Source organism: Kitasatospora sp. NPDC088861, from assembly GCF_044750105.1.
In the GTDB taxonomy this organism is placed as follows: Bacteria; Actinomycetota; Actinomycetes; order Streptomycetales; family Streptomycetaceae; genus Kitasatospora.
On record NZ_JBIVJF010000039.1, the window covers coordinates 32,693 to 44,025 of the forward strand.

Sequence of the window (11,333 nt, forward strand, 5' to 3'; positions counted from 1 at the left end):
GTGCCGCAGGGGCCGGGTGCTGCCCGCACCCGGCCCCTGCCCCCGTTCCCCCCTCGGCGGCCCCCCACCGCCGGGTCCTGCGGCCCGCGCCGCCCGGTCGGTCCGTCGCGATGGCCGCGGTCGGTCCGTCGCGACGGCCCCGGTCAGTCCGTCGCGATGGCCGCGAGGACGTTCATCCGCCCGGCCCGGAAGGCCGGGACGAGGGCGGCGACCAGTCCGATCACCACCGAGGCGACCAGCGTCACCGCGAGCGTGGTGGTCGGGACGGAGAGCGTGGCCAGACCCTGGTCACGCAGCACCCGTTGGGCGGTGACGCCCCAGGCCAGCCCGAGCCCGGTGCCCAGGACCGCGCCGAACACCGAGATCACCACGGCCTCCAGCCGGATCATCCGGCGCAGCTGGCGGCGGGAGAGCCCGATCGCCCGCAGCAGGCCGATCTCCCTGGTCCGCTCGACCACCGACAGCGCCAGGGTGTTGACCACCCCGAGCACGGCGACCGTGATGGAGAGGCCGACCAGGCCGTAGATCAGGTAGAGCAGGGTGTTGACCTGGGACTGCACGACCTCCTTGTAGCCGGCCTGGTCCTTGATGGTCAGCTGCGGGTACTCCTTGAGCGCGCCCTCCAGGGCGGTCAGCGTCTTCGCGACGTCGGCTCCGGAGGAGGCCTTGGCGAAGAACGTCCAGACCGGCGGCTGCTCGGCGGCGGGCACGGCCTTGGCCATGGTGTCGAAGTCGACGAAGGAGCCGTCGCCGAACAGCGAGCCCTTCGCGAACACGGCGCCCACCGGCAGCACCTGGGTGCGGCCCTTGCCGTAGGCGACGGTCACCTGGTCGCCGACCTTCAGGCCGTGGTCCTTCGCGAAGGCCTCGCCGATCCCCAGCTCGCCCCGCCCGATCGCGTCCACCGAACCGGCGGTGACCGGGAGGTGGAAGTCGGTGCCGAAGAAGGCGGGCGGCGCGCCGGTGAGGTTGGTCTTCACGCTCCGGCCGTCCGGCAGCTGGAGCTTGGGGCTGAAGAACTTCTGGGTGGTGACGTGGTCGATGCCCGGGGTCCGGCGGACGGCGTCCAGCATCTCGGGGGTGATCGAGGTGCGGCCGCCCTGGACGATGTAGTCCGCGCCCACCGACCGGTCGATCTGCGCGTTGGCCGAGGTGACCGTCGAGGCGCTGAACACCGAGGAGCCGATCACCAGCGCCAGTCCGATCATCAGCGCGGCGGCGGTGGCCCCGGTACGACGCGGGTTGCGCATCGCGTTGCGCTGGGCGAGCCGGCCGGACGGACCGAACAGCGCCGGCAGCAGCGCGCCCAGCACCCGCACCACGGCGGTGGCCAGCAGCGGGCCGAGCACCACGAAGCCGACCAGGGTGAGCAGCACGCCGAGACCCAGGTACTGGCCGCCGGTGGCCGCCTTCTCCGCCTGCGCGGCCAGCACCAGCAGACCGCCGCCGCCCGCCGTCAGGACCAGGCCGACCACCGTGCGGACCAGGTTGGCGCGGCCCTCGGCCGGCGTGCCGTGGTCGCGCAGCGCGGCCATCGGCGCGATCCGGCTCGCCCGGCGGGCCGGGACCCAGGCCGCCACCAGGGTCACCACGATGCCCAGGGCGTACCCGGCGAGGAACACCGTCGGACCGATCTTCAGGTCGCCCGCGTCGAGCTTCATGCCGATCGCGTTCATCAGCTTGATCAGGCCGACCGCGATGCCCAGACCGGCCGCGACCCCGAGGGTCGAGCCGAGCACGCCGAGGATCAGCGCCTCGACCAGGACCGAGCGGTTCACCTGCCGGCGGCTGCCGCCGATGGCGCGCAGCAGGCCGATCTCCCGGGTGCGCTGGGCGACCAGCATCGAGAAGGTGTTGATGATCAGGAAGCAGCCGACGAACGCCGAGATGAGCGAGAAGCCGAGCATCGCGTTCTTCATGAAGCCGAGGCCGCTGCCGATGCTCTTGGTGTTCTCGTCCTTCTGCTCGGCCGCGGTCTTCACCTGGTAGCCGGCGCCCAGCTTGGCCAGGGCGTCGGCCTTGAGCCGGTCGTTGCCGCGGCTGCCGTCGCCGAACGCCTCGACCGAGGTGTACGCCTGCTCGCCGAGCAGCACCTGCTGGGCGGTCGGGGTGTCCAGGAAGGCCAGCGCCGCACCGGGGTTGGTGGTGGTGAAGGAGGCGATGCCGGAGATCGTGAACTCGTGCCGGCCGTCGGCGTTGTCGACCCGGAGCTTGGCGCCGAGGCCGAGCCCGGCCTTCTTCGCGGTGTCCGCGTCCAGCACCGACTCGCCCGCGTTCTGGGGAGCGTGACCCTGGGTGAGGTGCACCGCGCTGCGCGGGGTCTCGGTCCAGTTGCCGACCAGGGTCGGCGCGCCGGACGTCGGGCCGACCAGCTTGTTGGTGGCCGGGTCGACCAGGGTCGCGTTCTCGACCATGACCTGGCCGACCGCCGACTTCACCCCCGGCACCGCGGCGACCTGCTGCGCGGCCGCCACCGGGACGGTCCGCGGCTTGTCGGAGGCCTGCTGGTCGTCGTCCTCGGCCGGCTTGGGCGGCTGGACGGAGACGTCGGAGGCGGTCGCGGCGAACAGCTTGTCGAAGGTACTGGTCGCGGTGTCGGAGAAGACCAGGGTGCCGGAGACGAACGCGACCGACAGCATCACGGCGATCAGGGAGAGCGCCATGCGGCCCTTGTGGGCGAAGAAGCTCCGCAGAGCGGTCTTGAGCAGCATCTGTCCCGTCCCGCCCGCTCAGCTGGTCCGCTTGCCGTCGAAACGGCGCATGCGTTCGAGGACGGAGTCGGCGGTGGGCGCGTGCATCTCGTCGACGATCACGCCGTCGGCGAGGAAGAGCACGCGGTCCGCGTAGCCCGCGGCGACCGGGTCGTGGGTCACCATCACGATGGTCTGGCCCAGTTCGTCGACCGAGCGGCGCAGGAAGGTGAGCACCTCGGCGCCGGCCCGGGAGTCCAGGTTGCCGGTGGGCTCGTCGCCGAAGATGATCTCGGGCCGGGCGGCCAGCGCCCGGGCCACCGCGACGCGCTGCTGCTGGCCGCCGGAGAGCTGCGCCGGGCGGTGCTTGAGCCGGCCGGCCAGGCCGACGGTCTCCACCACCTGGTCCAGCCAGGCCTGGTCCGGCCGACGGCCGGCGATGTCCATCGGCAGCGTGATGTTCTCCAGCGCGGACAGCGTCGGGAGCAGGTTGAACGCCTGGAAGATGAAGCCGATCTTGTCCCGGCGCAGCCTGGTCAGCTGCTTGTCCTTGAGGCCGGTGATCTCGGTGTCGCCGATCCAGATCCGCCCGTCGCTGACCGTGTCCAGGCCGGCCAGGCAGTGCATCAGGGTCGACTTCCCGGAGCCCGACGGGCCCATGATCGCGGTGAAGCGGCCACGCTGGATGTCGACGTCCACCGCGTCGAGCGCGGTGACCCTGGTCTCGCCCGCGCCGTACGCCTTGCTGACCTGACGGGCCGCGGCGGCGACGGCGGGTGCGCCGCCGGGAAGCTGGGGGTCGTACACGGCTGTGGCTGCCGTCGTCACTGGAGTCTCCTAAGAAGTGGGCCCGACCGTCGACCCCGGCCGGCCCTCCGTGCGCGGGCATGCCGCAGGACGCGGGCATGGCGCGGGAAGGGTCGTCGACCGGGAGTTGACCCCACCCACCGGGCCCGGCGGGCGCCGGCTCCCGGGAGAACCTCGCCCCTCGTCGGCACGAGCGGGGACGTCCACAACGTTAGGAGCAACGGCGGGCGCGCTCGTCATCCGCCGGAATGAAGCCGTCCAACCAAGGATCTACGGGGCGCGGCACCCCCTCCCCCTAAGGGGTGCCGCGCCCCGTCTCGGGGACGCCCCGTACGGGGCCCGGGCCCCGGTCCCTCAGCCGGTCAGCGCCGGTACGGCCAGCCGATCCAGGGCCTGCGCGAAACCCTCCACGACCGGGGCCAGCAGGGCGTCGGTCTCGCGCTCGACCAGGGTCGTCCCGTCCTCCCCGGTGGTGATGTGGCGGTCGAGCACGAACCAGCCCTGGGTGATGTGGCCGGCGCCCATCGAGCTGAGCACCGGGCGCAGCGCGTAGTCCACCGCCAGCACGTGCGCGGGCGAGCCGCCGGTGGCCAGCGGCAGGACGGCCTTGCCGGCCAACGCGTACTGCGGGAGCACGTCCAGCAGGGCCTTCAACAGGCCCGAGTAGGCGGCCTTGTAGACGGGGGTGCCGATCACGACGCCGTCCGCCCGGGCGAACAACTCGGTCACGGCGACGATCTCCGGGTGGTCGAAGTCGCCCGACAGCAGCGCGTGCGCGGGCAGGCTGCGCGCCTCGAACGGGACGACGTGGTGGCCGCGGGCCTCCAGCCCGGCGTCGACGTGGCGCAGCAGGCGGGTGGTGCGGGAGGTGGCGGACGGGGAGCCGGAAACGGACAGGACGGTGGCCATGGGGTTCACCTTTGGCTGGAAGCGGGGGCGGCGCCACGCGGCGCAGGAGGACCGCTGCGGGTCGGAGCCCTGGAAGGTGTTTCGACGTGCTCGACGTGCTCGACGTGCTCGAGGTGAGGTGCTCGGCGCGGGTGGGGTGACGCCGAGGTGATCCGGTGGGCGCGCTTCAGCCGCGACAGAGCGAACAGGCCACACCACGCCGCAGGTCGACGTGCCGCCGACGCGTGAGTGCCCAACGCTGATCCATACCCGAAATGCAAACACGCTGCGTTCGAGCCGGTCAAGAATCGTTTCGCCAGTTGAACGGCGGGTGACGTGACGCGTGGTGACCGGGCTCACGTCGACCCGGCGCCCGCGCCGCCCGTCCCCACCGTCGTACGGCGGCGCGGAAGTTGCGGCGGAACGATCCGACCCGTGCATCAAAACTGCTACAAGCGACCTGGTGGAGTACCCCGGGGGGAGTCAGCACGAGCGGGGTCGGGCATCCTCGACGACATGAACACGTGGCAGGAGGGCCGCCCGGGAGGCGGCGGGAACCCGTACCGAGACGGGAACCCGTATGGGGGCGGCGGCAACGGCGGCGCGTACGGGCGCGGCGGGGGCGGCGCGGCGGCCGAACCGCCGCTGCCGTCGTCGATGAACCCGCGCGGGCCGGGTGCGCCCGCGCCACGACAGCCGGAGCCGTCCCGGCTCGGCGGCGTCCCGCCGCAGGGTCCGGGCGGGCAGCCCGCCGTCCGCCCCGGTGGGCCTGGGGGCCCCGGCGGTCCTGGCGGTCCCGGTGGTCCCGGACGACCGGGTGGGCCCGGGGGGCCGGGCGGCGCCCAGCCGGGCGGTATACAGACCAAGCGGTGGCCGCGGCGCCGGATCGTCAAGTGGTCGGTCTTCGGCCTCCTGATCGCCGTCATGGTCACCGCCGTCTCGACCTGGTTCTGGGCCGACTCCAAGCTCAACCACGAGAACGTGCTCGCCGACTACCCCGGCCGCCCGCCGGCCGGCAAGGGCACCAACTGGCTGATCGTCGGCTCCGACAGCCGCCAGGGCCTCACCGACTCGGAACAGGACGACCTGCACACCGGTCACGACACCGAGGGCAAGCGCAGCGACTCGATGATGATCCTGCACGTCGGGGACAACGGGAACACCCTGATGAGCATCCCGCGCGACTCCTGGGTGCCGATCCCCGAGTACAAGAGCAGCAGCGGCAAGACCCTCAAGGGCACCACCTCGAAGATCAACTCGGCCTTCGGCAACGGCGGCGGCCGCCTCCTCGTCCAGACCGTCGAGCTGAACACCGGCATCCGCATCGACCACTACGCCGAGATCGGCTTCGCCGGCTTCGTCGGCATCGTCGACTCCATCGGCGGCGTCGAGATGCACATCGACCAGGACCTCAAGGACAAGGACTCCGGTCTCGACCTCAAGGCCGGCGACCAGACCCTCAGCGGCAAGCAGGCCCTCGCCTTCGTCCGCCAGCGCCACCAGATGGCCGACCAGGACCTCGGCCGGATGCGCAACCAGCAGAAGTTCCTCGGCGCCCTCGCCCACCAGGCGGCCTCCCCCGGCACCGTGCTGAACCCGTTCACCTTCTACCCGCTGGTCGACTCCGCCCTCGGCACCCTCATCGTCGACGACGACGCCGGCCTCACCGACCTCGGCTCGCTCTTCCTCGCCATGAAGGACGTCAACGGCGGCGGCGGCAAGACCCTGACCGTCCCGATCGGCAACCCGGACTACCGGACCAAGACCGGGGAGTCGGCGGTGCTGTGGGACGCCGCCAAGTCCAAGCAGGTCTTCGACGCCTTCAAGAACGACACCGCGGTACCGGACATCAAGTAGCCCGTCGTGACGTGAAGTGGCCACGCCGACACCATGGGTGGATGTCGGCCCGGGCCGCGGGCCGCGGTCGCCTAACCCGCCTGCGGGAGCAGGCCGGTGCCGCACTCGGGGAAGCGGACCAGCCACTCCCCCTCGCCGCCGGCGGCCTCGGTGGCGCCCGCGTAGCCGTAGTGGATCAGCCGCCCCTCGCCGCCCGCCAGCCAGCGGGCGCCGGTCAGGTGCACGGTCAGGGCCGCCGGGCGGTGCGGGTCGGGCCGTTCCAGCACCAGTTCGTGCTCGGCCTCGCCCGGCCGGAAGGCCACCGCGGTCTCCGTGGCCGGCCGGCGCGGGCTGCCGCCCTCCCGGTACGTCCAGTACGCGGCCACCGTCACGGTGAGCGCGCCGTCCACCCCGCCGGTGCCCGGCCGCACGTACTCCTCGTCCGGCACCCAGCGCGAGTGGTGGCGGATCTCCTCCGGCCCCCAGCGCTCGTCCCAGCGCACCCAGTAGCCCGCCACCCGCTTGACCGTCATGACCTCGCAGGCGACCCGCACCGCGATCCGCGCCGGATTGACCGGCTCGCACGAGGCCAGCGAGACCACCGTCACCTGCTCGTACGTCACCGCGCCGTCGTCGGCGTCCTGTTCCATCGGTGAACCACCTTGCCGGAGTGTCGAGTTCGCCGCGGCTCCGACCGCGCACGGAGAGCCTAGAGCGACCGGGTCGGCACACGGAGTGATTGCGCGGTTCCGGCCCGCCCGCCTGCTCACCGGGCTACCCTGCCCCCGGACACGCCACCGCCCCGGAGCGGGAAGTCGGCTGATCGGACTTCCCCGGCCGGGGCGGTGTGCGGTTTCGAACTGATGAACCGGTGACTACTCGACGATGCCGGACTTGGCGATGGTGACCTTCGCCGAGGTGCGGCCGCTCTGCGAGCCGAGCTTCTCGACCGCCGTCACGACGTCCATGCCCTCGACGACCTCGCCGAAGACGACGTGCTTGCCGTCCAGCCAGTCGGTGACGATGGTGGTGATGAAGAACTGCGAGCCGTTGGTGTTGCGGCCGGCGTTGGCCATCGACAGCAGGCCCGGGCGGGTGTGCTTGATCTTGAAGTTCTCGTCGGCGAACTTCTCGCCGTAGATGCTCTTGCCACCGGTGCCGTTGTGGTTGGTGAAGTCACCGCCCTGCAGCATGAACTGCGGGATCACGCGGTGGAAGCCGGAGCCCTCGTAGCCGAAGCCGTTCTGGCCGGTCGCGAGCTCGCGGAAGTTCCGGGCGGTCTTGGGGACGACGTCGTCGTACAGCTTGAAGACGATGCGGCCCGACGGAACGCCGTCGATCTCGATGTCGAAGAAAACGTTGGAAGCCATGCAGGGATCATGGCACGACCCGTCGGCCGACGCGCGTCACCCCCGGCCCGCCGCCGGGTGGCGTCCCCGTGTTATCCGGCCGGCGCGAGGACCGCGGAAGCTACCATCGCCGTCGGGTTCAGGCGTTCGGTCACGGCGACGGGGTGGACGGCATGCGGATCGGTGAACTGGCCAGGCGGACGGGCGTGAGCGAGCGCTCGCTGCACTACTACGAGCAGCAGGGCCTGCTGGTCGCCCGGCGGACCGACGGCGGGCACCGGGAGTACCCGGAGCCGGCGGTGGACCGGGTCGTGCTGATCCAGGAGCTGTTCGCGGCCGGGCTGCACAGCCGCACGATCTACAAGATCCTCCCCTGCATGCGCGACTCCGACGGCGGCCCGAACGAGATCGCCACCCCGCTGCTGGTCGAGGAGCTGGCCTCCGAACGGGACCGGATCGACCGGATGATCACCGACCTGCTCCGCTCCCGCGAGGTGCTGGACGAGGTGATCGCGACCGCCTCCGGCCGGCCGCGGGCCGGGGCGGCGGAGGCCGACGCGGTGTAGCCGAGACGGCGGAGGCCCGAGACCGCGGAGGCCCGGGGCTCAGGGCTCAGGGCTCAGGCCTTCAGCTTGCGCCAGACCGCCTCCAGGGCCGCGATGTCGCCCTCGTCGAGCCGGTCGGTGAAGACCGGCGCGAGGACGGCCCGCCGGGTGGCGTCGGCCTCGGCGAAGGCGGCGCGGCCCTGCCCGGTCAGTTCGATCCGCACCGACCGGGCGTCGGAGGCGGAGGGCGTGCGGGCCACCAGGCCGCGTGCGGCCAGGGCGTCGACCACCCGGGAGACCTGGCTGCGGCTGAGCATCGTCTTCGCGCCCAAGTCGGAGGCGGCGACCGGCTCCTGCTGCCCGTTGAGCCAGAGCATCACCTCGAACCAGGACAGCGACAGCCCGTGCACCCTGGTGAGCTCGCGGTCCACCTGGGCGGCGAGGGTGGTGCCGGCCCAGACCAGGCCGTAGAAGGCGTGGTCCTGCTCGGACAGCGGGCCCAGGGAGAGGTCGGCACGGTTCATGACGTTCATCGTACCGAGGTGCGTGCGCGTGCACGGACTCCGCGCACGCGCACGACTCCGGCGGCTGCACCGCCAGAGCGTCCTGGCTAGAACGCCTGGTGGTCCGGCTCGCAGACCGTGCCGGGCGGCGGGAGTTCACCGCTGACCAGGTACCGCTGCTCGCGGTCCCAGGCGCAGGCGCTCGGGTTGCCCAGCGCCGTGTGGCCGTAGCCGTGGACGGTCAGCAGGCGGCCGCGGGCGAGGGTGTCGGCCAGCGCGCGGGACCCTTCGTAGGGCCAGGCCGGGTCGCCGGTGAGGGCCACGACCAGGATCGGCGCGGAGGTCGGCCGGTTCCACGGGCCGGTGTAGCGGTCCCGGGCGGCCTCGGCCGGCCAGGCGGCGCAGCGCTGGTTCTGCCAGACCAGGTACGGGCCGGTGGCGCCCGCGCGGGCCCGGGCGAGGGCGGACAGCGCCGGGTACGTGGTGTCGGCGGCCGGGTCGGCACCGGAGACAGGCGGGTTGACGGTGTCGGCGCAGAGCGCCCCGAGGGTCTGCGCCTGCTTGGGCTGGCCGCCGGTCGGCAGCGGCGCCGAGGCGTCCGGGGCGGCGGTCCACAGCTGCTGGAGCAGTCCGCCCAGCGCCGGCCAGCCGGTGCCGGGGGCGTTCGGCACCGGGGTGGCGGCGTAGAGCATCGGCAGGACGGTGGAGGCGGTGGAGGCCTGGTCGAAGGTGACCGCCGCCGGCGGGGTGCCGAGCGTCACCGGCGTCCGGCCCAGCCGGTCGAGCAGTTCGGCGAACTTGGCGCGGGTGGCGTCCCGGTCCGCCGCCGCGAAGGCGCAGGCGGCGGGGCCGGCGTCGGCGCACTGGTCGAGGAAGGCGTCGAGGGTGCGGGCGCCGGCGAGGTCGCTGCCGGTGCGCAGGAACGGCGGCAGGGCGCGCTGCTGCGGCGAGCGCCCGGTGGACCAGGCGACCGGGTCGGGGGCGCTGTCCAGCAGCATCGCGCGCACCCGGGTCGGGAAGAGGTTGGCGTAGGTGGCGCCCAGGTAGCTGCCGTACGAGGTGCCGAGGTAGCTCAGCCGGCGGTCGCCGACGGCGGCGCGCAGCAGGTCCAGGTCGCGGGCCGTGTCGGCGGTGGACAGGTGGGCGAGCAGGCCGGTCCGCTCGTTGTCGGCGCACTGGCGGCCGAAGCGCGCGTACGTCGTCGCCCAGGCCGACTCCTGGGCGGCGCCGACCGGGTAGCCGGCCGGCAGCCCGGCGAGCAGGCCCTGCTCGGCCGCCGCGTCCGGGAAGCACTGCGGCACGGTGGAGTCGCCGACGCCGCGCGGGTCGAAGCTGACCAGGTCGAACCGCTCCCGCACCTGCTCCGGGAGCATCCCGTACACGGCGGGCAGCGCCTGGGTGCCGGGCACGCCCGGGCCGCCGGGGTTGAAGAACAGCGAGCCGATCCGGTGCGCCGGGTCGGTCGCGGGGTGCCGGATGACGGCCAGCTCGACGGTGCGCCCGGCCGGGTCGCGGTAGTCCATCGGCACCGTGGCGCGGGCGCAGTCGAAGTCCGGTACGCAGGACCGCCAGTCCAGCCGGGGCACCGGCGCCGCGAGGGCATCCGCCGCCGCGGCGGCCGGGGCGAGACCGGCCAGCAGCAGCCCGGTGGCCGCGGCGGCGCCGGTTCTGAGGGCGGAGGTGAGACGGGGTCGGGGCATGGGCAGGGCCTCCCGATTCGGTGGACTGACGTGCAGTCACCAAGGGTCGGGGCGCCCGCTGCCAGACCTCTCACATCCCACCGGCACCGCTGTCATGCCGCTGTCACCGCCGCCCCGCGCGGCTCAGGCGGGCTTGCGGGCCAGCAGGTAGGCCTGCGGGGTCGGCTGCACGCCCTCCTCCGGCTCCCGGAGCGTGCGGGAGGTGAGCCGCAGGCCGGCCGCGCGGACCAACTCCGCGATCCGGTCCGGCTGCTGGCGGCGGAAGTCCAGCGCCACCGGGTGACCGAAGGGCTGGTCGATCCGCAGGGGCTCGTCACCGACCTGGAAGGCGAGCAGCAGGTGGCCGCCCGGGGCGAGCACCCGCGCGAACTCGGCGAACACCTCCGGCAGGCGCTCCGCCGGGGTGTGGATGATCGAGTACCAGGCGACCGCGCCGGTCAACTCGCCGTCCCGCAGCGGGAGGTCGAACAGCGAACCCTCGGTGAAGTCCAGCCCGGGGTACGTCGCGCGGGCCAGCTCGACCATCCTCGGCGACAGGTCGATGCCGCGGACGTCGAGGCCCAGGCCGTGCAGGTGGTGCGTCACCCGGCCTGGGCCGCAGCCCAGTTCGGCTGCCAGTCCGTCGGCGCGCTCGGCACGGACCAGCTCGGCGAAGGCCGCGAGCACCGCCCGGGACAGCGGTTCGCCGGCCAGTTCGTCGCGGAAGCGGTCGGCGTAGTCGACGGCGATGGCGTCGTAGAACGCCCTGGTCGTGGCGAGGAAGTCCGGCTCGGTCATGGTCCGGCACCCTACTCGTCACCGCCGGGTCTGGCGCGCGGCCGGCTCCAACTCCCGCTCCGCCGCCGTCTGGTCGCCGCTCGTCTCGCCGGTCGGCGTCGACGAGCAGGCGCCAGAGGCCGGAGCGGGGGCGGTCGTCCGGCTACGGCAGGTTGCGGGCCATGACGATGCGCTGGACCTGGTTGGTCCCCTCGTAGATCTGGGTGATCTTCGCGTCCCGCATCATCCGCTCCACCGG

General features: G+C 73.1%; 11 protein-coding genes. 2 read left to right on the forward strand and 9 right to left on the reverse strand.

Features of this window, described 5'->3' with window-relative positions:
• Positions 1 to 143: 143 nt before the first annotated feature.
• The 3 genes from ACIP37_RS35000 to ssuE all read right to left on the reverse strand — a co-directional run bounded on the left by ACIP37_RS35000 (position 144) and on the right by ssuE (position 4,406).
• A complete protein-coding gene (locus ACIP37_RS35000) occupies positions 144 to 2,711 on the reverse strand; it encodes an ABC transporter permease (protein WP_400812248.1) in 2,568 nt (855 codons plus the stop codon).
• A gap of 18 nt (positions 2,712 to 2,729) precedes the next feature.
• Entirely contained in the window at positions 2,730 to 3,518 is a 789-nt protein-coding gene (locus ACIP37_RS35005; RefSeq protein ID WP_363587620.1) for an ABC transporter ATP-binding protein, read from the reverse strand.
• A 333-nt stretch (positions 3,519 to 3,851) separates the two neighbouring features.
• Positions 3,852 to 4,406, reverse strand: coding sequence for an NADPH-dependent FMN reductase (gene ssuE, locus ACIP37_RS35010; protein WP_400812246.1), 555 nt, complete (start codon positions 4,404 to 4,406; stop codon positions 3,852 to 3,854).
• A 903-nt stretch (positions 4,407 to 5,309) separates the two neighbouring features.
• Here ssuE and ACIP37_RS35015 point away from each other — a divergent pair.
• Positions 5,310 to 6,242: an LCP family protein gene (locus ACIP37_RS35015; protein ID WP_363587624.1), complete on the forward strand. Its 933-nt coding sequence runs from the start codon at positions 5,310 to 5,312 to the stop codon at positions 6,240 to 6,242.
• Between the two features lie 71 nt (positions 6,243 to 6,313).
• Here the strand turns inward: ACIP37_RS35015 and ACIP37_RS35020 are convergent, their stop codons facing one another.
• Positions 6,314 to 6,871: a hypothetical protein gene (locus ACIP37_RS35020; protein ID WP_363587626.1), complete on the reverse strand. Its 558-nt coding sequence runs from the start codon at positions 6,869 to 6,871 to the stop codon at positions 6,314 to 6,316.
• Positions 6,872 to 7,096: 225 nt separating this feature from the next.
• Positions 7,097 to 7,591 carry a peptidylprolyl isomerase gene (locus ACIP37_RS35025; protein ID WP_363587628.1) on the reverse strand — a complete coding sequence of 165 codons (495 nt, stop codon included), beginning with the start codon at positions 7,589 to 7,591 and terminating at the stop codon, positions 7,097 to 7,099.
• 152 nt (positions 7,592 to 7,743) lie between these two features.
• Here ACIP37_RS35025 and ACIP37_RS35030 point away from each other — a divergent pair, with 152 nt between their 5' ends.
• Positions 7,744 to 8,136: a MerR family transcriptional regulator gene (locus ACIP37_RS35030; RefSeq protein ID WP_363633092.1), complete on the forward strand. Its 393-nt coding sequence runs from the start codon at positions 7,744 to 7,746 to the stop codon at positions 8,134 to 8,136.
• Positions 8,137 to 8,189: 53 nt separating this feature from the next.
• Here ACIP37_RS35030 and ACIP37_RS35035 read toward each other — a convergent pair whose 3' ends face one another.
• The 4 genes from ACIP37_RS35035 to ACIP37_RS35050 all read right to left on the reverse strand — a co-directional run.
• Positions 8,190 to 8,639 carry a MarR family transcriptional regulator gene (locus ACIP37_RS35035; protein ID WP_363625811.1) on the reverse strand — a complete coding sequence of 150 codons (450 nt, stop codon included), beginning with the start codon at positions 8,637 to 8,639 and terminating at the stop codon, positions 8,190 to 8,192.
• A gap of 86 nt (positions 8,640 to 8,725) precedes the next feature.
• Positions 8,726 to 10,318 carry an alpha/beta hydrolase gene (locus tag ACIP37_RS35040; RefSeq protein WP_400812242.1) on the reverse strand — a complete coding sequence of 531 codons (1,593 nt, stop codon included), beginning with the start codon at positions 10,316 to 10,318 and terminating at the stop codon, positions 8,726 to 8,728.
• Between the two features lie 123 nt (positions 10,319 to 10,441).
• Positions 10,442 to 11,095, reverse strand: coding sequence for a class I SAM-dependent DNA methyltransferase (locus ACIP37_RS35045; protein ID WP_400812240.1), 654 nt, complete (start codon positions 11,093 to 11,095; stop codon positions 10,442 to 10,444).
• Positions 11,096 to 11,237: 142 nt separating this feature from the next.
• The coding region (locus tag ACIP37_RS35050) for an acyl-CoA dehydrogenase family protein (RefSeq protein ID WP_157849844.1) at positions 11,238 to 11,333 on the reverse strand (96 nt) is incomplete at its 5' end.

What these genes read in the sequence shown, in the direction of transcription:
- ACIP37_RS35000 (WP_400812248.1), bottom strand. Translation starts at nt 2,711, where the DNA reads ATGCTGCTCAAGACCGCTCTGCGGAGCTTCTTCGCCCACAAGGGCCGC.
- ssuE (WP_400812246.1), bottom strand. Translation starts at nt 4,406, where the DNA reads ATGGCCACCGTCCTGTCCGTTTCCGGCTCCCCGTCCGCCACCTCCCGC.
- ACIP37_RS35015 (WP_363587624.1), top strand. Translation starts at nt 5,310, where the DNA reads ATGGTCACCGCCGTCTCGACCTGGTTCTGGGCCGACTCCAAGCTCAAC.
- ACIP37_RS35020 (WP_363587626.1), bottom strand. Translation starts at nt 6,871, where the DNA reads ATGGAACAGGACGCCGACGACGGCGCGGTGACGTACGAGCAGGTGACG.
- ACIP37_RS35025 (WP_363587628.1), bottom strand. Translation starts at nt 7,591, where the DNA reads ATGGCTTCCAACGTTTTCTTCGACATCGAGATCGACGGCGTTCCGTCG.
- ACIP37_RS35030 (WP_363633092.1), top strand. Translation starts at nt 7,744, where the DNA reads ATGCGGATCGGTGAACTGGCCAGGCGGACGGGCGTGAGCGAGCGCTCG.
- ACIP37_RS35035 (WP_363625811.1), bottom strand. Translation starts at nt 8,639, where the DNA reads ATGAACCGTGCCGACCTCTCCCTGGGCCCGCTGTCCGAGCAGGACCAC.
- ACIP37_RS35040 (WP_400812242.1), bottom strand. Translation starts at nt 10,318, where the DNA reads ATGCCCCGACCCCGTCTCACCTCCGCCCTCAGAACCGGCGCCGCCGCG.
- ACIP37_RS35045 (WP_400812240.1), bottom strand. Translation starts at nt 11,095, where the DNA reads ATGACCGAGCCGGACTTCCTCGCCACGACCAGGGCGTTCTACGACGCC.